The sequence below is a fragment of the Rickettsia aeschlimannii genome, from assembly GCF_047973405.1.
GTDB lineage: Bacteria > Pseudomonadota > Alphaproteobacteria > Rickettsiales > Rickettsiaceae > Rickettsia > Rickettsia rickettsii.
Genome location: NZ_JBFQGO010000006.1, coordinates 1 through 19,714, shown reverse-complemented (window position 1 = coordinate 19,714; position 19,714 = coordinate 1). Strand labels below are relative to the sequence as shown.

Genomic DNA, 19,714 nt, shown 5'->3' with positions numbered 1-19,714 from the left:
TTGATAGACAAAGATCAACTGCATGCAGGGTTTAAATGCGATTTAAGCATTTTTTCTATTTCTATTTTATCATTTTCCCTAATCTTATTCAAGGTGTAGGACAAAATTAGCTCTATATAATCTATATAGTTTTGCACACTATTGTAGAACACACAAGGATAGTGACTTAGATAATTTCTATAGATTTCATATTGTTATGAATTCTAATGACCCCGTTAAGTCAAGAATCAATAGAAAAATTAGCTTCCATGAAATATATCAAAATTGACCTAGTTCAATAACGTATAGGCTATATTTTGATCAAATCTTTCCTCATCTAGATTCTATATTATATCTTGATTTTGAGACTCAAAGCCCTTATTTTTCTTATTTCATTTTACACTATGCAGGACCTAAGCCATGGACTACCCGATAAGCAGGAATTATGGAAGACAAATCAGGACAAATTTAGATAAGATCACAAAATATTACTGGCGATATTAGTATAGATTAATTATTTTAATTGACTTTAGCACTTAAGAGATTTAAAAATTAACTTTAATATGTAAGGTTACAATAAAAATGTTACCGCCTAAAATTTTCTTTGGAAAAGTTAAAGAAATAATGTGGCCTATAGAAAGGAAAGAATTAAAGCTATTTATATATATGGCTTTAATGATGTTATGTATCCTTTTTAACTTTGGGGCTTTAAGATCTATCAAAGATAGTTTAGTAGTACCCTCTATGGGGGCTGAAATTATTAGCTTCTTAAAATTATGGTTAGTATTACCCTCGTGCGTAATTTTTACCATACTTTATGTTAAGCTTAGTAATAAATTAAATTTTGAATATATTTTCTACATTATAGTCGGCAGTTTTTTACTATTTTTCTTATTATTTGCCTATATTATTTATCCAAATCAAGATATTTATCATCCTAATGATGAAATGATAAATAACTTAATTGCTTCATACCCTAATTTTAAATGGTTTATTAAAATAGGTAGTCAATGGAGTTATGCACTGATGTATATTTTCGCAGAATTATGGAGTGCAGTAGTCATAAACTTAATGTTTTGGCAGTTTGCCAATCACATTTTTGATACTTCTAAAGCTAAAAGATTCTATCCCATTCTTGGAATGGTTGGTAATATCGGTCTTATAATAGCAGGCAGCGTACTTGTCTTTTTCTCAAGCGGACAGGACGTCATTGATTCAGAATTATTACCGGATTCTTTTAATTCATCTGCCGGAAATGCTATAATGCTTCAGCCAATCATGTCAATTATTGTTACTGCAGGAATAATTGCTATGCTTCTATTTAGAATAATAAATAGATTTATTTTAACAGATTCCATAAATGTTTTAAATGCAAAAAAAGTTACAGCTAAAATGAAAACAAAACTTTCGGTAATTGAAAGTATCAAATTAGTAATTCACTCAAAATATATAGGTCGTATTGCCTTATTAATAATCTGTTATGGATTATTAATAAATATAGTTGAAGGACCTTGGAAAGCAAAAATAAAAGAATTACATCCAAACACTATAGACTATGTTAACTTTATGGGCAGGTTTAATATTTGGATGGGGATATCATGCGTTACTTTCATGATAATAGGCAGTAATATTCTTAGAAGACTCGGTTGGCTCATTTCTGCATTATTAACTCCTATTATGTTGTCTATTACCGGCTTGATATTTTTTATCTTTATAATTTTTATTGAAGAAATAGGAGCATGTTTCGGTGATTTTAATCTTCTATATGCAGCGATTATTGTTGGAGCAATTCAGAACATACTGAGTAAATCGTCCAAATATTCATTATTCGATTCAACAAAAGAAATGACGTATATTCCTTTATCTTTAGAGCTTAGAACTAAGGGAAAAGCTGCAGTAGAGGTAATAGGTACTAAATTCGGTAAATCGCTTGGAGCATTTATACAGTCTTTGATATTTATTATTATTCCGACTGCTACCTTTGATTCTATTATAATATATTTATTAGTAACTTTTATAGTTATGATGAGTTTATGGATTTGGAACGTTATAAAATTGAATAAGGAATATATAGAGCTGTGTAAGTAAACGTCATTGCGAGCGGGCATTGTTGCGTGGATACCACCCAGTCATTGCGAGCAGTCGTAGACTACGTGGCAATCTCACGAAACAATAACAAACTCCTGAGATTGCTTCGTCAAAATTTTCAATTTTTCCTTGCAATGATGAAAAAACTTATCCATACAACAACAGAAAATCACACTATAATACCGATTTAAAGATGAAAAAAATTCTTAAAATAATATTATTTATAACTATCTTTATTATACTCGCATATAGTGGGCTGTGGTTTACTATTATGTTCTCTTTATCACACTCTATAAATCAAAAATATGCCGGTACCAACCTTAATATACTTAATATAGAAGAGGCTTATAATAATCCTAATCAGCAATATCTTATTAAGTTTTCTAAAGTTCAGCCATATGGTTTTCCTTTCAAATTAGGTATTTCAGTAATTAATTGGCAAGAAGAGAGTATTAATAGAGCAACTGAATTTACCACACCGATAAATATCGGTTATGATTTACTTAAGCAGAAATTATTTATACATTTTTCCGGAGAAGCATTCGGAAAATTTAAGCCGGTTCAAAGAGGCTTTGGAGTAAGATTTTATAATGAGAACTGTATATTATCAACAAAAATACCGTTAAATTTTAAATTATTTGAAATAGTACGATTTAAAAAAGATTTATTTGAAGTTATAAATTTAATAGAAAATATTAAATTTACTTCCGGTAAAACAGAAATTTTTGACTTAGTCGATAATCAAAAATTATATGAAGAAGATCATACTATACTTACTATGTTATTTGACAAAAGTAAGTATTATACAAGTAAACAGGATTTCCTTGATAACATACCACAAAAATTAGAAATTTATTATGAAACCGAAATAGTACAAAGTAACCTTGAAGATAGAATAATACCTGCCGGCTTATTATTATATAGACCCGCTTGGAATAATAATTTCAAATTTTCCGGTAATTTCTTGATTAGTACTAGTAGTGTGTATTTTAAAGATATTGCTAAAGATTTAACAATTGAAGTTACTAATGCAAAAATCAATAGTAATAACTTTGAAAATAATATTAATTTATTATATAAAGGTAAGTTAAACGATTTCGGCAATAATAATATTGATCTTTTGGTAGATTCGCAATTTAAGCTAAAACCTGGTTTTATAATAGGTTCATTAGAACTTATAAAGAAATATTACGATAAGCAAACCTATTTATTTAAACTTTCTGATAACAAGCTATATAAAGATTTTAATAATGAACTAAGCTATATTTTAAATAATAATAAACAATATAATTTTAGTATTTTTGAAGATAGGGAATATAATTTTAATTTAAATATTAATTTAGTGACTGAATTAAACAAATTAACTAGAGCACAGATAAATGCTTTAAGTCTCTATTCAAACGCATCGGGATTTAATATAACAAATGAAACTATAGTAAATGCTCTTAAAGATTCTTACAGTAAAGGTACGATAGTAATTAATGATTACTCTAGAATAATAGATGTTTTAAGTGCATATATACACGGAGTAGGGGATTTTAAAAATTTTTCGGAAGAGAGTAAGGAAGTATACGGGAATGCTTTGAAATCATTTTTAAAAACTATTTCCGATCACCCGAATTCATCTAATTTAATTGATGCTAGCATTGAGTATATGTTTGATTTGTCCGATTTAAACAAAGCTAAAATAGGTAATATAGATGATATAAATAAACTTATACCTTTATATTATTTATCTTTATATCAAGCAGCAGTAAAAAAAGTGCAACCCGGTGAAAATGTAAAAGAAAAAATTATGGAGTTAATTCCTAATGTTAATCAAAAAATATTAGAGGAATGTATACTCGATGAACTTCGTTAATCATCATTGCGAGCGACTGAAAGGAGCGTGGCAATCTCAGGATTTTGGCACGAGATTGCTGCGTCAAAATTTTCAATTTCTTCTCGCAATGACGGGAAAATTTATAAAAATACCATGAATATTATAGTAAAAATACAGCAAGATTTAAAAGATGAAGTAACTAAGTTAAACAATTTAATAATTAGCTGTTTAAAAAGTGATGAAGAGTTAATAGAAAAGGTCGGTAAATATTTACTAGAAGCAGGAGGTAAAAGAATTCGTCCGCTTTTAACTATAATAACTGCTAAAATGTTTGATTATAAAGGCGATAATCATATAAAGCTTGCAAGTGCCGTTGAATTCATTCACACTGCCACATTGCTTCATGATGATGTGGTAGACGACAGCACTTTAAGAAGATTCAAACCTACGGCTAACGTTATTTGGGGAAGTAAAACAAGTATTTTAGTGGGTGATTTCCTCTTTAGTCAGTCTTTTAAGTTAATGGTAGCTTCCGACTCTATTAAAGCTATGAATGTTCTAGCTAAAGCTTCAGCAATTATTTCCGAAGGGGAGGTAGTACAGCTAGTGAAGTTAAATGAGCGACGTATTATAACTATAGACGAATATCAGCAAATAGTTAAATCTAAAACCGCCGAACTATTTGGAGCTGCTTGTGAAGTTGGAGCTATTATAACAGAGCAGGTAGACCATATTTCTAAAGATATGCAGGACTTTGGGAAATTACTCGGTACGATATTTCAGGTTATAGATGACTTGCTTGATTATTTGGGTAATGATAAACAGGTAGGCAAAAATATTGGCGATGATTTCTTAGAAGGAAAAGTTACGTTACCGCTGATTTTTTTATATAATAAGTTAGAGCAAGATAAGCAGCTTTGGCTCGAAAATATAATTAAATGTGATAAGCATACTAAAGATGACTTTGTAAAAATACATGACTTAATGGTAAAGCATGAAATTTACAATGAAACAGTTAATTATTTGAGTAACTTAGAAAATAAAGCAAGTAAGTTATTAAATAAAATTCCGGTTCAGAATATTTATAAAGACTATTTGTTTTCGATTATTAAATTTATTTTGGATCGCTCTTATTAATAGTTATTGCGTGAAGGCATTGTTGCGTCGATCAATTCTGCCCCTGTCCTCCGGTTTATTCACGGAATCCAGAGCAAATTTCTTGAGCCATGCAACAAGGTCTACGTTCGCTTGCAATATTTGCATTCGTAGCTCAGCTGGATAGAGCGTTGCCCTCCGAAGGCAAAGGTCGTTGGTTCAAATCCAATCGAATGCACCACCACTAAATTAACTTTTATTTTCCATAATATAGATTATAGAGCAATTACTTAATTCTTAAAATATAGTATTGCTATATGTTCAGGGATTGTAAAAATATTGAAAATTGACGAATGGCTGGGACGGGAGGATTCGAACCTCCGGATGACGATACCAAAAACCGTTGCCTTACCACTTGGCGACGTCCCAATATGTATAGACTTTATACCAATAAATAGCGGAAACGTCAATTACAATAATGATTGTAAAAATAAATTTATCTCATTATTAAGCCAATTCCTCGCTTGCGTGGATAATAAATCATAAATTTTAGCTCTAATTTTGTTATAATATTCCTTGATATAGTTTATTTCATCAATATTAAGTAGTTTCATATCAGTCAATTTACTAGCATAAGGCACTAGGCTTAAGGTCTCAAACTCAAGCCATCCATTATTTTCTTTTACATACATCAAATTCTCAATTCTAATACCATATTTTCCAGGAATATAAAAACCCGGTTCATTAGATAAGATCATACCTGCTTTAAGTATTGTTTTATTACGAAGATTTATACTTTGTGGTCCTTCGTGAACACTTAAGAAGCTCCCTACCCCATGCCCTGTACCGTGTGGATAATCTAGCATTTCTTGCCATAAATATTGCCGAGCGAGTATATCAAGATTAGCTCCTGCGATGATATTTTTTGGGAATTTGGCTTTAGCTAAAGCAATATGTCCTTTAAGTACTTGCGTATAACGCTTTTTCTGCTCATCTGTCGGCGTACCTATTACTATTGTTCTAGTTATATCGGTAGTAGCACCTTGATACTGACCGCCGGAATCTATCAGCAATATCCCATGCCCTTCAATTTTTTTAGCAGTTTTTTGGTCAGCTCTATAATGAATAATAGCACTATTTTCCTGAAATCCGCAAATAGCAGGAAAACTATCCGAAACATATCCCTCTTGTTTAGCTCGTTGCTCTGTAAGCTTTAAACCGAGTGAATACTCGGTCAATTTGTTATTCCCTATGTCATTCCCGCGAAGGCGGGAATCCATATTATGTTTTTCTGGATCCCCGTTTTCACGGGGATGACATTGAGAAAAATCAGCAAAAAATTCACATAAAGCTACTGCATCTTTAATATGCGAATCGATTGCATGCTTAATTTCTACATCGTTCTTACAAGCTTTAAGCATTAAGCATGGATCGGTAATTTTTTGTACTTTTTTATCAGCTACTAAGTCCATTATATGAACAGATGCTATAGTATCATCAATAAAAATATTAGACATCTTCCCAAACTTCACTTCTAGAGGTAATTTAGACATCGATCCGATACTCGCATCCTCACGTACGCTCGTGTACGCTGCGGTGCTGCATTTGGAAAGATGTTTATTCTCGCTATCTCTTAAAATATTTTCAAATTCTTCTTCCGGCAAAATCGTTATTTCAGGACGAGCATTAATAATTTCGGCATCGATTCTTGTAGGATTTATAAACAAATATAATTGTGTAGAAGTGAGTATAACTTTTGCAAACATTAAAGGCGTATAAGCAACGTCACTAGCCCGCAAATTTAGTAACCAACATATGGAGGAGCTATCGAGAATGACTAAGGCAGATTGCTCGGTGTCATTCCTGCAAAAGCGGGAATCCAAAAAAATTTCACGACATTTACTTATTTTATCAGTATGACTAACGCCCGCAAACTTAATATCATGCAAATAAACTTTAGAGTTTGGCTCTAGCGGCTGATTTTGCCAAATCTTATCAACTAAATTTCCATTAATCTTCTGAAAATTGAACTTTAAATTTGATATAGTGGGATAAGTAAATAATTCAGAATCGTATCCTATTTTTGCATCTTTACTAAACTTAGATATATCTTTTAAGTCAAAAAGCTTAAAAAGCTCTAAATCCAGCTCTTTATTTGCTTGCTCTAAATAACGTCCATCGGTAAAGAATAATGCTGTATCTTTATATATAATAGCTATACCGTTTGAACCAGTAAAACCTGTTATATATTCAAGTCTCTTTGCATAGCTTGGAACATATTCACTCATATATTTATCGTTAGACGGAATTATATAACCGTCTATATCATATTCTGTGAATAAATTTCTAAGCAGATTAATGCGAATTTTTGTCATGTTTATATCTCTTATGTCGTGCTCTTGCCCGCTTGGAGACTGAACCGTCATTGCGAAGAAATTACTTAAGTAATTGATGAAGCAATCCAGTTAAAAAATTCTGATTTACAGAATTTTTTTATTATTTTTTCTGGATTGCCACGCTCCTTGCAGTCGCTCGCAATAACGGCTCAGCATCCAGCTAGGCAACGCTCATAGACTGGAATGACATTTATACCATCCATAATACAAAGGAATACCAAAGATAGTAAAAGAACTAGCTATAATCAGAGTTTTAACAGGCGTTTCATAGATAACCCATGCACAAAAGATAATCGATATTATAGCTATAAGTAAATAATAATAAGAAAAATTTTTTTTTGAGCTAAAAATCACCTTTAAGAAAGCTAAGCTACAAATTAAATAGATGAATAAGAATGTTATTGCCGAAAAATCTATTATTTGTGTAATCTGTTTGGCAAAATTATCATTTACCGTAAAGACTAATAACGGCACAATGCCAAGGCAGCTTACAATAATTCCGTGAGTTGGAGCGTTATTGCTATTTTTCTTAGCAAAAAATTTCGGTAATAAACCGTCTTCTGCAAGCCCAAGAGCTATCTGTCCGCTAGTTAGCACCCAAGCATTAAGTGTACCTATACATATAATCGATGCTATAACCGTAATTACGCTTGACCATTTACCTCCGAATAATAATGAAGCGGCATCGGCATAAGGAGCTTTAGCACTAATAAGTTCAGAAGCAGGGATTAAGCCCATTATACCTATGCTATTAATAATATATAACACTGCTACGCAAAAAGTTCCAACTATTATGGCTCGTGGAATGGTTTTTGCTGGATCTTTTACCGCACCTGCCGTGGTAGTTGCACATTCTACGCCGATAAATCCCCAAAAAGTAAGAAGTGCAACTCTTCCCATAATGCTCGGAATGCTTAAATTCTCTACTTCCTCGGCAATAGTTATATTATCTATATTAAAATGTGATAAAGCACATAAACCTACTACAAGTAATGGAACAAATTTTAAGAGAGTTAAATAAAACTCTGCTTTTCCTACTACTTCAGGACCTTTTAAATTTAAAACCATAATAGCACCCAATAATATGATCTGTAATATTAAGTCTAAAATTGCTTGTGATTTAAAAAAAGGCGTTAGATAACCTATTGCCGAAATGACTACTATACTTGTACTGACAAAGGATATAACCCAGTAAGTCCAACCGGTGAAAAAAGCTATTTTATCCCCGAAATTTTCCCGTACATAAACGTGCGGACCTCCTGTTTTAGGAAATTTTGCACAAAGGGTAGAAAATACAAGTGCTATACTCATAGCACCGAATAATGAAAGTACCCAGCCCAAAATGCTGTATATACCGAACGGTGCTAAACTTAACGGCAATATAAAAACGCTAGTACCGATTTGACTGCCGGTTACTAAGGCAAAAACCGCCCAGAAACCTAATTTTTGTGACATATTAATCTAATTTAAAGAAACAGCTTTAAAATAGCTGAAATAATGATTTTTAGCAATAGTTAAAACTACTATAATTATTTTACTCTTGATTTCTAAACAAAAGATTGATATTTTTTAAGCTATCAAAAATAATCTTAGGAGTTAATATGCCACAAATCACACCGCTAAAGTTTATACAGCGAAATCAGGAGATGCTTTATCAAAAATTTCACAAAATTATGGTACTCCTGTTTATGGGTATTTAAACTAGGATGACGAGGATTTGCCTGTAGATATGCCAGTGTTTTTTACTGCTTTTAAACGTTTTTCTAATCCTTTATTATTTTCGAGTTCTTCCAAATCTTTACTAGCTTGAATAGTAAAAAGAATTTTAAAAGTCATCATCTAAATATTTACTGAAATCTTCTATAAATTTAACTTGCCCTTTACGGAATCTTTAATACCGTTATTTAATTGCGTTAAAGCCTTTTTGTGATTAAATAGCCAACTTTCTTTAAAGGTATTTTCGTATAGGGTTCTAAAATAATTTGTCCTTTTTTACTATTAACAATAACGTGAAAGCTACTTACTCCTTTAGCTAATTTACCAAGTGTTATTCTTCCTTTCGTATCCGGTTTTAATATACATGCTTGAGTCATACAAATTACTTTTTATATCATAGCTTATAGAATAATACATAGTGGGTAATTAACCAGGTGGGATTTGTAATCTCCCCTATCATGAATCCATCAATTGACCTAATATATCCGACTCATTACCTAAAAACAATTACCATTAGGGTTTTCATAGCATACAATTTCATTATCCTGAAACTTGTCTAAATGTCCGGTTGTGTTTGTATTATTAACATATTCATAATGCCCACTAGTATCTTTTCCTCCTACAATATGACTATTTTTCAAATTATATATTTTCATAGAAAAACAAAAGTATGAAAACATTTTTGTGAATATCTCTTGAAAAGTAGAGGCTGCTCTTAAATCAAAACCTATATTTTCTACCTTCTCTGCAATAATAGAGAAAGGGACGCCTTGATTATTAAATTTAAGATTTCCTCCAACAACGGCAATTTTTTTATCAGAATCCAAACTTTTAATATTACTGACATTTAAAACATATTCAGCAAATTCTAAACCATTAACTTTAATATTATAAACCGAATATTCGTACTCTGAATTATTTTGATTCCATGCTCATTTTATTAAATAATATAAACCGTTCTTGGTGAAATTTGGATAAGATTAAAAACATCCACAATGCCGAATCAGAAAAAAAGTTTGAAAACATCATATTACCCAAAAAGAAATCAATTCTTTTCTCTAGTTTTTTCGTAAGCTTTCAATATTAGGTGAAGGATAAGAGAATATTTTATTATAAACTTTTAAAACCTTTATTGATTTTAAAGTGTGACACGCTAAAAGATTTGCCACAGCCGCAATTAGCTTTTTCGTTGGGATTGGTGAAAGTGAATTGGGATTTGAATTTAGTCTCTAAATAGTCCATTTTAGAACCTAGAATATACATTAATGCCTTTGGGTCGATTAGTATCCGTACGCCCTTTTCTTCAACTACTTCATCGAATTGATTTTTACTATCGGCATATTCCACGTAATAAGTCTGACCGGCACAACCGCCTGACTTAACCCCTACCCTAATACCAAAGGTAGGCTTGGTGCGTTTTTCTATTAGCAATTTTACTTGCTTTGCAGCAGAATCGGTTAATGAAATAACATTTTTCATATTTTAAGAGTCTTTTTTGCTTTCTTTTTTCTGTTTGTAATCTGCTATAGCTGCTTTTATTGCATCTTCAGCAAGTAATGAGCAATGTAATTTTACCGGTGGAAGTGACAATTCTTTTGCTATTTCGGTATTTTTAATAGTCTCTGCATCTTCTACCGATCTTCCTTTAACCCACTCCGTTACTAAAGAACTTGAAGCAATCGCTGAACCGCAGCCGAATGTTTTAAATTTAGCATCTGTAATAATCCCGTCATCATCAACTGCGATTTGTAACTTCATAACGTCACCGCAAGCGGGAGCTCCAACTAGTCCTGTACCAACATTTTTATTTTCTTTATCAAGCGATCCAACATTACGAGGATTTTCATAATGATCTATCACTTTTTTGCTATAAGCCATTGTTATTCTCTAAAATTTGGTTTTGTATGTTATACTTGCGTGAATACCTGAGACGTCATTGCGAGGGAAAACTGCAAGTTTTGACGAAGCAATCTCAGGATATTTGACAAGATTGCCACGCAGCCTACGGCTGCTCGCAATGACGATATTCTCAATGTACAGCCCATTTAATCTTTTTCAAATCAATTCCCTCTTGCATCATTTCCCAAAGAGGACTTAATTCCCTTAGTTTATCGATTTTTGAGCATATTAAATTTACTGCGTAGTCAACTTCCTGCTCGGTAGTAAATCTACCTATGCTGAATCTAATTGCAGTATGGGCAAGCTCTTCACCGATTCCCATAGAACGTAAAACATATGATGGCTCTAAAGAGGCAGAAGTACAAGCAGAACCGGAGGAAACCGCTAAATCTTTAATGGCAAGGATAATTGATTCTCCTTCAACTCCGGCAAAGCTTAAATTTAAATTACCTTTATATCTTTGATTTTTATCGCCGTTTAAATAAACTTCTGAAATTCGCTTATGTATATTATTTAAAAATCTGTCGAATAAGTAATTTACGTGCTTAGTATCTTTTTCCATCTCACTATACGCTATTTCAGCAGCCATGCCAAGCCCTACGATTAAAGGAGTCGGTAGCGTACCTGAACGCATACCTCTCTCCTGCCCGCCACCGTTTATGAGCGGTGTAACACGCACACGAGGTTTTTTCCTTACATATAATGCCCCTATTCCTTTCGGACCGTAAATTTTATGCCCTGAGATACTGGCAAGATCAATATTAAACTCGTTAACATCAATTGGAATTTTACCAAAACCTTGAGCAATATCGGAATGAAAAAAAACGCCCTTTTCACGGCAAATTTTCCCGATTTCCTTTAAAGGCTGAACAACACCTATTTCATTATTAACCACCATAACTGAAACTAACATAGTCTGATCGGTAATGGCATTTTTTAGAGTTTCTAAATCGATTATTCCATTCGGCTTAATCGGTAAGTATGTGATTTTTATACCTTCTTGCTCTAAATGCCTGCAAGCATCAAGTACGCATTTATGTTCACTGACTACGGTAATAATATGATTCTTTTTATTGCTGTAAAATTTTGCTATTCCCTTTATTGCAAGGTTGTTAGACTCAGTTGCACCGGAAGTGAAAATAATTTCTTTAGTATCGGCTCCTATTAACTTTGCTACCATACTCCTTGCCTCTTCAACGGCGTTTTCTGCCTCCCAACCGAAAGAATGGCTGCGTGAATGAGGATTGCCGAACTTGGTAGTAAAATAAGGCAACATTGCCTCCATTACTCTTGGATCTATTGGAGTTGTCGCCTGATAATCCATATATATAGGTAAGGTTAAATTGTTTAATTGTGAGTTCATATGGTTAAATTAATTCATGTTTTGGTATAGTTTAAACAGTCATCGATGTCATTCCCGCGGAAGCGGGAATGACATATAAACGGAGCCGTGCAACAACGTCGCTTTTAGCTAGAAATGACATCGTAAATCGCCTCAAAAGCCTCTATAAAAGCCTCTATATCACTTACCGTATTAGTATGGCTTAAAGATATCCTAATCGAAGATTTTGCTTCTTCTTCCCCTACACCCATATTGGTTAATACATACGATTTAGATATTTTTCCCGATGAACAAGCAGAACCGGAACTTACGCAAATATTATGTAAATCAAACCCGATTAATTTCGCTTGTGCATCCGTATTTGGTATAGTAATTAAGGTAGTATTAGGCAACCTAGCTACGTTATTACTAACAATATTTACATTAGGATATTTTTTTAATTTTTTCTCTAAATTTTCTTGTAACTTTTTGATTTTTATATAATTTTCTGAGATATTGTCTGTCCTCAATGCAGAAGCTAAACCAAATCCTGCAATTGCTAAAACATTTTCAGTGCCTGAGCGTACTGATTTTTCCTGCCCTCCTCCTATAATCATTGGAGTAACTTGAAAATTAGAGCTAGAAATTAAAGCAGCACCACCCTGCCCCCCTCCTATTTTATGCCCTGAAATTGTAGCAAAATCTAATCCTAATGCTTTGATATTTATTGGTATTCTGCCAAAACCTTGCACTAAATCGCTATGAAATTTTGCCTCATATTTTTTAGTTATTTTACCTATCTCAGGTATATCTTGTAAAACTCCGCTCTCATTATTAGCCATTATTACGGAAACTAGTTTTTTACTAGTATTACTTTGAGCTAACAACTCTTCTAAATGTTCTAAATCAACTAGCCCTTGCGTATTAACTCTTATAACTTTAATATTTGGAGCGTAGTCTATATGGTTATAGATCGATAAATGTTCAATAGCTGAAATAAAAATATCGCCGTCATAAAAATTTTTCATTATTAAATTATTACCTTCAGTCCCTGATGAAGTAAAAGTAATACCATATTCTCTAGGTGATAAGGTTATACCAAGAGCCGCCGCTATTTGTGCGCGTGCCGTTTCTATGAGATTCTTAGCAAATCTACCTGAACTATGTGCTGATGAAGGGTTAAGCTCCTTGTCCATTAAACTTATTATGAATTCCTTAACTCTAGGGTCGATAAAAGTAGTAGCATTATGGTCTAAATATATCATATATTTAAATTTGAGTTTAAAGCATCTTTAATTGAGATATTTTCAAAATAATCTCTAATATGCTTACCAAAACCTTGCCATAATTTATGCGAATTACATTTTATTGTATCAGGCACGCAAGTTTTAACTGACTTCTTATAGCAGGTAGTCATTATAAAATTTTCGTTAACGGCGTCCATAATATCGGAAATTTTTATTTCTTCTAGGTTACCTATTAAAATATACACCCACCTTTCGATCCTCTAATAGCCTTAACTAGATCAGCGTTTTTAAGTTTAGAAAATATCTGCTCTAAATAGTTAAGCGATATATTTTGTTTTACGGACATTTCATTCAAAGTGACCGGTTCGGCACTTGATTTTGAAGCCATTTCAAGTATTGCCATTACGGCATATCTTCCTTTCGTCGTCAGCATCATATAACCAACCTATTAAAACTTAAAATTGTTTTATATCTACAATACCCAAGTAATTTAGTCAAGTATATAATTATATTATTTAATAAAAAATTAGCTTGTTAATATAAACTAAAATTTAATTGTGTAGAAACACTAGTAGAAGTAAAAAAGAAAGAGAGAATATTATAAATAAGTGATTAACCTAACATTACATAGGAACGTTGTTGCATGGTGCAAAAAATACCTTCGATGTCATTCCTAGCTAGAAGCGGGAATCCAAAATTGCTTTGTCATTACCCCGCAAGCTTGTAGCGGGACCCAAAATATTAGTACTTTAAATTATTTTTATGGTCCCAGTGATCAAGAGAACTGGGTGACATAGTGGGTTTTACCAATCCATGCAACAATGCTGGAGTATGAAATTTAGCTGGATTCCTGCTTTCGTAGGAATGACATTTAATTATAAATAGTTAATTATTTTATTATCCACGCCCTCTGTTTGTTGTTCTATTTCTAGCTTTAGGTTTTGAAGAAGCAACAATATTTTTTAAATTAGCTTGATAATTTTTATTCTTTCCTCTCTTAGATGAGTCTTAGCATTTTTTCCGAAACCTACTTTGGTTTCCATATTTTTTACAAAATCAGTAACAAGTATTCGTGAATACCCTTGAATATCAATTTGACAATTTTTATCTAAAGCACCGGGCATAGTTTCTTGTATTTTTTTACAGCACGGTATAATATCTAAAGCTTCAGATTGATAATGACCGCTATTATTACGAAGGTAATCAATTTTTCCCCTATCATTTTATACCTATAACTCCTGCTGCTTCCGCAGGCTTTCCACTTAAAAATGAACCGTGAACAAGATTTCTAGTATTTGGCAAATATTGATTTTTATGAGTACCCATATAAATTGTTCCATCCTCTCCCATTACAAATGCTTGAACATTATTCATGCTTTTACTTTCTTTACCGATAGTAGAAGCTACTTTACCGTTAGCATCAAGTAATCTTTGAGAGGAGGTATCATGGAATAATTGGTGATTTTTTTCCTCTGGTCCCATACGTAATATTTCAAATTCATACCCATCCCATATTTGTTTACCTTGAGCTATTTCGTGAAGATGATGTTCTTTCTGCAAGTTTTGGATTTGGATGAACTACTTTAACTCTTACAGAATCTACTATAGCATCGTTTAATTTTCCTAACTCATGTTCCGGTATTAAAATATGCTTAAATTTCTTTATTAATCTATTCCAATTATCTCTAGCTCTAGTTTGGGGATCTCTAAAAGGTGTATCAATATTTCTTCCGGCATCTCCAACTAGATAAACTTTATTATCTTTTTGGACTCAGTTATCTTTGTATAAAGGCGCTCCTTCTTGATTTATAAGTGGACCTTTTCTTTCAATAGCAGCTAATTGACCATCCTTATAAAGAATAATTTTTTCATTACTTAGTCCAAACTTTGAATTAATTTGTATTTTACCCTGATGATTTAAATTACCAATACCGATACCGTCAATATCTGCAATTTGAATATCTCTATTTTTATCAACAAATTTTCTAATTTCTTCAGAATTATTAATAAATTGACCGTTATCCTTTAATATTCCTTGTATATCGCTGGTAGTATAAGTAAATTCTTCTTTGATTGTTTTTGTGTCCTTTATAAGACCTACTGCAGCGAAAATTTGTTGAAAGAAATTTAGATTTCTCTTTACTTCAACGTTTTTTACTCCAATAGCTTCTCGTTCATGAATTACCAATTGATCCAACTTTAAGTAACCGCCTTTATCATAAATATTAATTACTCTTCCTCTTATAAGGTCTAATTCTGTTGCTTCCTTATCTTGTGAAAATTCCTTAACTGGTGGCTCTTCTGCAAACCTTACTTTCTTTTTTTCCTTACCCATTTAAATTACCTAAATTTATAAATAACTTTAGGCTTCATTTTAACAATAAAAACTTTTATTTTTTTAATAATAGGTTGTTTTTTAGTAAATTGAGGATTTAAAATCACATATTATATGATAACTGATTTTTCTTATATATAGTGCGATAGGTTCTTGTTAATTTGCCAAATAGCGACAAATACTAAACAAGTTGTAAACATTTGTAGTAGCTGTAATAATATGCTTAATTCCGGTATTAATATAATAATAACCGGTTGTAATATTATCGGGACTCCGCTTGAAAACATTACTAGCCTTATAGAAGTTTGTATTGAAGTTTTAGTAGTAAGTAAATTAGCTAAGCTATATACTAACAAAACTATAATACTTCTCTCTAATAAGAATGTTACAAACCAAAATAATATAATAGCCGGCATACCGAAATAAATAAATAAATTTGGTGCATATAATAAATTATCGGCAAAATATTTTTTTATTATTTCAGGAGTTAAAATTACTTCATTTTGCTTGAATATCTCAGAATAGTTAACAGTACTTGGGAAATTTTTCTTAGTATTAGCTACAATTAAATTTATCTTCAGCTTATTCTCTTCAAGTACAAACGGTATTTTGCTTTTTTCTTTGTTAGAAACTTGATTTTTTGTATCAATGACGACTATTTTATTGTTATTCTTGCTATATAAATATATAGGCTCTACTTCTTCAACTGAAATGTTTGAATTATTATATTTAATTTCTGGTAATTGATTGATAATATATTCAATGTTGGCTGTAACTTTTGATGATGATTGTATTCCGTTAAAATAATCTTTTAAAGTTATTATGTAATTTAATATAAAAATACAATAAATTATTGATGGGATAAAAGATAAGGTAAATACATATCTTATTCCGTACCCTTGATAGTTTTTATATACGTCTTTATAAAACTCTATAGAGCTAATTGATAAACGTAATTGACGGAGTAATGTATTTAATCCTCCTAATATAAATGATAATAAATACATGTATAAGTAATTTATTTAAGTTTTTCAACCTCTTCATTCTTTAATCCGGTTGAGGTAGCTATTAAATCAGTTTTTACACCGGCTTTGATTAAATTTTTGGCTATATTATATTGTGATTTAAGTATTTTTTCTATTTCTATTATATCATTTTGATCAAGTTTGGTCAAAATGTAGAATAAAATTAACTCTATATAATCAATCCCTATATTAACCTCAGCAAATATAGGTAAAAAGTCCGCTACTTTTCTTACCATCTCTTTAACAAATCTCGTGTATGAATGTGCTTCATAAAAAATTATAAAATTCCGGACCAAGTATTTTCTGTCAATTTTTCATCAGGAATTTCATGAACATTAATTAGCTGATAATCATTAATCCAGTTAGCTTTTACTAATTCACTATTTTCAAATAATTCTCATAAATTTAAAGGAGCAGTATATTTTTGTATACCATTATAAAACACTAACGGATATATGAAAGGAAATTTTGTATTTTTAGTACTTTCTATGATATTCAGCAATATTTAACATATACCTAAATAACCGAAAAGCCATATAATCAAATAGTGTGTGACACGAGGTTGTATCAAAGAGTTGCTTCCACTAGGCAACCATCTATGTCACTAGATGAAACCTAAGAGTATGAATAAAGAGACTCAAAATGAAATATTTACCGATTGTAAGACATGTGAAAGTTAAAAAGGATACTACAATATATGATCCGGCATATAAGAAATATTTTGAAAAGCGTGAGTCGACTCAAAAGAAACTCATCACATGTGCATTAGGTTCATAATAAAACGCTCCATTGAATGGGAGTAAGGTGACACACAAAATAGCTGAGTCTAACAAGGTTTGAGCTGTGTGCGTGGAAACCAGCATACACGATTCTTAGAAGAGTGGCAATTGCTGCTTATCTGATTTTACATTTATTAGGTGTCAGAAGAGATTAACATTAGAGAATATTACTATTTTCACCCTTTTCATCCTGCACGTAAAAATCGTTTTTTTCATTCAATATATCATCACGGTTTGTATATAAAGATTCAATAAATAAAATAGAGTCCTTTTTAAAGCTAGTTGCACAGCTATATTGTCCTTATCATGTCTTTCTATAGCTTTAGGAAGACCAAATTCTTTAACTACATTACCTAATTCTTTTATATTAGCTCGAAATTTAGTGGAATAAGAATTTGATATAGGTGTTTTTGAGAGATTTATTATTTCGTTTCTACGTTCTTGTGTTTTAATGATAGCTATTTTCTTTAAGTTATCGTCTAAATCTTCCATTCCAATTTTATTGCGAATAATATCGTTTATACTAATTACTTTATTTCCATGCTTTCTCTCATGCCTTGCTGCTACTTATTATAATGCAAGCCAAATCTGTTAATAATATCTATTAAGAAACTTTGCGTTATTAAATCTATACCTTTTGCTAATATTTTTATTATACCCTCTCTTTCTTATTAATATTATTTTTAAATATTTTAGTTTCAGCAATACAGCAAACATTTATGATATTTTTTATATTCCAATAAAATGCATTACAGTAATCGTATAATAATGGGCTTTCTTGTGCTAAACTTTCAATTTCTCTAAAGATTTCTGCTTTTTGTATTGTTCCACTAGCTTTTAGTGTTTTATTGTGGCTATCTATCTTAATTTTATAGGCATCTAGTAATTTTAAATTACTGGTTTTCAACCTTATTTTTGCACCTTGAATTACTTCACTTGCAAACTTCAGCTTACTACTTGTTTAAATATCTGTTTTTCTTCTTCAGACTTAAGCTTTTCATTCTTAATAAAGCAATCACATTGTTCTTGGGCTGCTAATTCGTTTAATAGTTACCCTCTTAGTTCTGTGTTAATTTCTGCTGGATAAATAGTGGCTATTTTCTTTTATTTTTGGTAATTCGTTAAAATTTGTAGTAAACCATTCTATATACTTCAAGGATTTTTACTTTTCTTATATTCTTCAGTGATATGGTCGGTTATTTTGTGTAGGATGTTGTTTGCCTTTGTGTGTAAATCTTTATCAAATTGGAATGCTTCAATTTTAATTAAAGTAAATTATTTTTAATAATTCATTAAATTGTTTATGACCTCCTTTATTAACTAACATTACTTTTAATATTTTAATTAAATTCCAAGCAGCTTCATACTATAGTCAGAATTACTAAATAGATTTTTATTTTAGATGCGTCATGTGATACATTGTGGTTTATTTGTATTATCCAACCTAGGATTTTGGCGATTGTGAATTCAATATAATTACTAGGGTTATTAAGTAGTGTATTCAATATTTTAATATGTATGTCTCTTGGGCTAAACTAGGATTTATACGTACTGTTTCAGTTAAGCTCCAAATAACTACAATTTTGACTTTGTTGCTGGAATCGTTTAATACTTCTTTCAATATACTAAATATTGCTAATGTTAAACTTGGTACAATATTATTAAATCTAAGCTTAAAACAGCCGTAGCCTTAATATAAATATTAGAATCATTTAGTAGATCTTGCAATGTATTTAAAGCTTCTTGTTCATGCATTACACTTAGCATTTCAGTTAAGCTTCGAGTAGCTTGATATAAAATTTCATTATTAGGGTTACCAAATAGTTATTCTGATTTTAAACATTGCACAGTATCAAATTTGACATAATTAGCATTACGGATTAGTGTTTTCAATATGTTCAATGCTTCTTTTACTAAACTAGGCTTTGCTTTTACTATTTCAACTAAAACTGAAACTATAGGATCATTAAATAATTCTTGCAGTGCATTAAATGCCTTGGGTGCTATATTAG

Annotated in this window: 20 protein-coding genes, 2 tRNA genes and 5 pseudogenes; 7 read left to right on the top strand and 20 right to left on the bottom strand. The window is 31.3% G+C overall.

Annotated elements, in window-relative coordinates:
* Positions 1 to 340 precede the first annotated feature (340 nt).
* From AB4K15_RS05385 to AB4K15_RS05365, 5 genes and pseudogenes are all read left to right on the top strand, one after another.
* Positions 341 to 483, top strand: a pseudogene (locus AB4K15_RS05385) (lipopolysaccharide 1,2-glucosyltransferase); the annotation flags it as partial.
* A 78-nt stretch (positions 484 to 561) separates the two neighbouring features.
* On the top strand, positions 562 to 2,067 hold the full coding sequence (tlc3, locus tag AB4K15_RS05380; protein WP_032073410.1) for a nucleotide exchange transporter Tlc3: 1,506 nt from the start codon (positions 562 to 564) through the stop codon (positions 2,065 to 2,067).
* Positions 2,068 to 2,260: 193 nt separating this feature from the next.
* On the top strand, positions 2,261 to 3,928 hold the full coding sequence (locus AB4K15_RS05375) for a hypothetical protein (protein WP_500224918.1): 1,668 nt from the start codon (positions 2,261 to 2,263) through the stop codon (positions 3,926 to 3,928).
* A 114-nt stretch (positions 3,929 to 4,042) separates the two neighbouring features.
* Positions 4,043 to 5,026 (top strand): polyprenyl synthetase family protein, encoded by a 984-nt coding sequence (locus tag AB4K15_RS05370; RefSeq protein ID WP_032073413.1) that lies wholly within the window; start codon positions 4,043 to 4,045, stop codon positions 5,024 to 5,026.
* Positions 5,027 to 5,148: 122 nt separating this feature from the next.
* A tRNA-Arg gene (locus tag AB4K15_RS05365) sits at positions 5,149 to 5,225 on the top strand.
* Positions 5,226 to 5,338: 113 nt separating this feature from the next.
* On the opposite strand, the gene AB4K15_RS05360 is transcribed toward AB4K15_RS05365, so the two are convergent.
* The 3 genes from AB4K15_RS05360 to AB4K15_RS05350 all read right to left on the bottom strand — a co-directional run bounded on the left by AB4K15_RS05360 (position 5,339) and on the right by AB4K15_RS05350 (position 8,835).
* Positions 5,339 to 5,413: transfer RNA gene (locus tag AB4K15_RS05360), tRNA-Gln, on the bottom strand.
* A 41-nt stretch (positions 5,414 to 5,454) separates the two neighbouring features.
* Positions 5,455 to 7,359 carry a M24 family metallopeptidase gene (locus AB4K15_RS05355; RefSeq protein ID WP_032073439.1) on the bottom strand — a complete coding sequence of 635 codons (1,905 nt, stop codon included), beginning with the start codon at positions 7,357 to 7,359 and terminating at the stop codon, positions 5,455 to 5,457.
* Between the two features lie 192 nt (positions 7,360 to 7,551).
* Positions 7,552 to 8,835: an amino acid permease gene (locus AB4K15_RS05350; protein WP_032073414.1), complete on the bottom strand. Its 1,284-nt coding sequence runs from the start codon at positions 8,833 to 8,835 to the stop codon at positions 7,552 to 7,554.
* Between the two features lie 154 nt (positions 8,836 to 8,989).
* Here AB4K15_RS05350 and AB4K15_RS05345 point away from each other — a divergent pair.
* Positions 8,990 to 9,067 (top strand): annotated as a pseudogene (locus tag AB4K15_RS05345) (LysM peptidoglycan-binding domain-containing protein); the annotation flags it as partial.
* 14 nt (positions 9,068 to 9,081) lie between these two features.
* Here the strand turns inward: AB4K15_RS05345 and AB4K15_RS05340 are convergent.
* The 13 genes and pseudogenes from AB4K15_RS05340 to AB4K15_RS05280 all read right to left on the bottom strand — a co-directional run bounded on the left by AB4K15_RS05340 (position 9,082) and on the right by AB4K15_RS05280 (position 17,159).
* Positions 9,082 to 9,219: a hypothetical protein gene (locus tag AB4K15_RS05340; RefSeq protein ID WP_500225048.1), complete on the bottom strand. Its 138-nt coding sequence runs from the start codon at positions 9,217 to 9,219 to the stop codon at positions 9,082 to 9,084.
* Between the two features lie 74 nt (positions 9,220 to 9,293).
* Positions 9,294 to 9,473 (bottom strand): hypothetical protein, encoded by a 180-nt coding sequence (locus tag AB4K15_RS05335; RefSeq protein ID WP_500224916.1) that lies wholly within the window; start codon positions 9,471 to 9,473, stop codon positions 9,294 to 9,296.
* Positions 9,474 to 9,593: 120 nt separating this feature from the next.
* Positions 9,594 to 9,923, bottom strand: a complete 330-nt coding sequence (locus AB4K15_RS05330; RefSeq protein WP_032073415.1) for a hypothetical protein — start codon at positions 9,921 to 9,923, stop codon at positions 9,594 to 9,596.
* Positions 9,924 to 10,206: 283 nt separating this feature from the next.
* The gene (locus AB4K15_RS05325; protein WP_032073416.1) at positions 10,207 to 10,575 is read right to left on the bottom strand and encodes a HesB/IscA family protein; all 369 of its coding nucleotides are present in this window, start codon (positions 10,573 to 10,575) and stop codon (positions 10,207 to 10,209) included.
* Between the two features lie 3 nt (positions 10,576 to 10,578).
* On the bottom strand, positions 10,579 to 10,974 hold the full coding sequence (gene iscU / locus AB4K15_RS05320; RefSeq protein WP_010977348.1) for a Fe-S cluster assembly scaffold IscU: 396 nt from the start codon (positions 10,972 to 10,974) through the stop codon (positions 10,579 to 10,581).
* Positions 10,975 to 11,125: 151 nt separating this feature from the next.
* A complete protein-coding gene (locus AB4K15_RS05315) occupies positions 11,126 to 12,358 on the bottom strand; it encodes an IscS subfamily cysteine desulfurase (protein WP_032073417.1) in 1,233 nt (410 codons plus the stop codon).
* Positions 12,359 to 12,462: 104 nt separating this feature from the next.
* Complete coding sequence (locus AB4K15_RS05310) at positions 12,463 to 13,581, bottom strand: cysteine desulfurase family protein (protein WP_032073418.1); 1,119 nt, start codon at positions 13,579 to 13,581, stop codon at positions 12,463 to 12,465.
* Positions 13,578 to 13,999, bottom strand: a pseudogene (locus AB4K15_RS05305) (Fe-S cluster assembly transcription factor). Before AB4K15_RS05305 ends, AB4K15_RS05310 begins: the two are co-directional and overlap by 4 nt.
* A gap of 461 nt (positions 14,000 to 14,460) precedes the next feature.
* A pseudogene (locus AB4K15_RS05300) lies at positions 14,461 to 14,687 on the bottom strand (hypothetical protein).
* 94 nt (positions 14,688 to 14,781) lie between these two features.
* The gene (locus AB4K15_RS05295; protein WP_500224911.1) at positions 14,782 to 15,123 is read right to left on the bottom strand and encodes a hypothetical protein; all 342 of its coding nucleotides are present in this window, start codon (positions 15,121 to 15,123) and stop codon (positions 14,782 to 14,784) included.
* Between the two features lie 211 nt (positions 15,124 to 15,334).
* The gene (locus AB4K15_RS05290) at positions 15,335 to 15,898 is read right to left on the bottom strand and encodes a hypothetical protein (protein WP_500224909.1); all 564 of its coding nucleotides are present in this window, start codon (positions 15,896 to 15,898) and stop codon (positions 15,335 to 15,337) included.
* A 131-nt stretch (positions 15,899 to 16,029) separates the two neighbouring features.
* Positions 16,030 to 16,905 carry a DUF1189 family protein gene (locus AB4K15_RS05285; protein ID WP_032073419.1) on the bottom strand — a complete coding sequence of 292 codons (876 nt, stop codon included), beginning with the start codon at positions 16,903 to 16,905 and terminating at the stop codon, positions 16,030 to 16,032.
* 11 nt (positions 16,906 to 16,916) lie between these two features.
* Positions 16,917 to 17,159, bottom strand: coding sequence for a hypothetical protein (locus AB4K15_RS05280; RefSeq protein WP_053081804.1), 243 nt, complete (start codon positions 17,157 to 17,159; stop codon positions 16,917 to 16,919).
* Positions 17,160 to 17,565: 406 nt separating this feature from the next.
* Here AB4K15_RS05280 and AB4K15_RS05275 point away from each other — a divergent pair, with 406 nt between their 5' ends.
* Entirely contained in the window at positions 17,566 to 17,700 is a 135-nt protein-coding gene (locus AB4K15_RS05275) for a hypothetical protein (protein WP_500224907.1), read from the top strand.
* 218 nt (positions 17,701 to 17,918) lie between these two features.
* Here the strand turns inward: AB4K15_RS05275 and AB4K15_RS05270 are convergent, their stop codons facing one another.
* The 4 genes and pseudogenes from AB4K15_RS05270 to AB4K15_RS05255 all read right to left on the bottom strand — a co-directional run.
* A complete protein-coding gene (locus AB4K15_RS05270; protein WP_500224904.1) occupies positions 17,919 to 18,194 on the bottom strand; it encodes a hypothetical protein in 276 nt (91 codons plus the stop codon).
* 160 nt (positions 18,195 to 18,354) lie between these two features.
* Entirely contained in the window at positions 18,355 to 18,609 is a 255-nt protein-coding gene (locus tag AB4K15_RS05265; protein ID WP_500224902.1) for a hypothetical protein, read from the bottom strand.
* 734 nt (positions 18,610 to 19,343) lie between these two features.
* Positions 19,344 to 19,469, bottom strand: a complete 126-nt coding sequence (locus tag AB4K15_RS05260) for a hypothetical protein (protein ID WP_500224900.1) — start codon at positions 19,467 to 19,469, stop codon at positions 19,344 to 19,346.
* A 57-nt stretch (positions 19,470 to 19,526) separates the two neighbouring features.
* Positions 19,527 to 19,714 (bottom strand): annotated as a pseudogene (locus AB4K15_RS05255) (hypothetical protein); the annotation flags it as partial.

Bases quoted from the DNA above. Each gene is read 5' to 3' on its own strand.
- tlc3 (WP_032073410.1), top strand. From the start codon at position 562: ATGTTACCGCCTAAAATTTTCTTTGGAAAAGTTAAAGAAATAATGTGG.
- AB4K15_RS05375 (WP_500224918.1), top strand. From the start codon at position 2,261: ATGAAAAAAATTCTTAAAATAATATTATTTATAACTATCTTTATTATA.
- AB4K15_RS05370 (WP_032073413.1), top strand. From the start codon at position 4,043: ATGAATATTATAGTAAAAATACAGCAAGATTTAAAAGATGAAGTAACT.
- AB4K15_RS05355 (WP_032073439.1), bottom strand. From the start codon at position 7,359: ATGACAAAAATTCGCATTAATCTGCTTAGAAATTTATTCACAGAATAT.
- AB4K15_RS05350 (WP_032073414.1), bottom strand. From the start codon at position 8,835: ATGTCACAAAAATTAGGTTTCTGGGCGGTTTTTGCCTTAGTAACCGGC.
- AB4K15_RS05340 (WP_500225048.1), bottom strand. From the start codon at position 9,219: ATGATGACTTTTAAAATTCTTTTTACTATTCAAGCTAGTAAAGATTTG.
- AB4K15_RS05335 (WP_500224916.1), bottom strand. From the start codon at position 9,473: ATGACTCAAGCATGTATATTAAAACCGGATACGAAAGGAAGAATAACA.
- AB4K15_RS05325 (WP_032073416.1), bottom strand. From the start codon at position 10,575: ATGAAAAATGTTATTTCATTAACCGATTCTGCTGCAAAGCAAGTAAAA.
- iscU (WP_010977348.1), bottom strand. From the start codon at position 10,974: ATGGCTTATAGCAAAAAAGTGATAGATCATTATGAAAATCCTCGTAAT.
- AB4K15_RS05315 (WP_032073417.1), bottom strand. From the start codon at position 12,358: ATGAACTCACAATTAAACAATTTAACCTTACCTATATATATGGATTAT.
- AB4K15_RS05310 (WP_032073418.1), bottom strand. From the start codon at position 13,581: ATGATATATTTAGACCATAATGCTACTACTTTTATCGACCCTAGAGTT.
- AB4K15_RS05290 (WP_500224909.1), bottom strand. From the start codon at position 15,898: ATGGGTAAGGAAAAAAAGAAAGTAAGGTTTGCAGAAGAGCCACCAGTT.
- AB4K15_RS05285 (WP_032073419.1), bottom strand. From the start codon at position 16,905: ATGTATTTATTATCATTTATATTAGGAGGATTAAATACATTACTCCGT.
- AB4K15_RS05280 (WP_053081804.1), bottom strand. From the start codon at position 17,159: ATGGTAAGAAAAGTAGCGGACTTTTTACCTATATTTGCTGAGGTTAAT.
- AB4K15_RS05275 (WP_500224907.1), top strand. From the start codon at position 17,566: ATGAAATATTTACCGATTGTAAGACATGTGAAAGTTAAAAAGGATACT.
- AB4K15_RS05270 (WP_500224904.1), bottom strand. From the start codon at position 18,194: ATGGAAGATTTAGACGATAACTTAAAGAAAATAGCTATCATTAAAACA.
- AB4K15_RS05260 (WP_500224900.1), bottom strand. From the start codon at position 19,469: ATGCTAAGTGTAATGCATGAACAAGAAGCTTTAAATACATTGCAAGAT.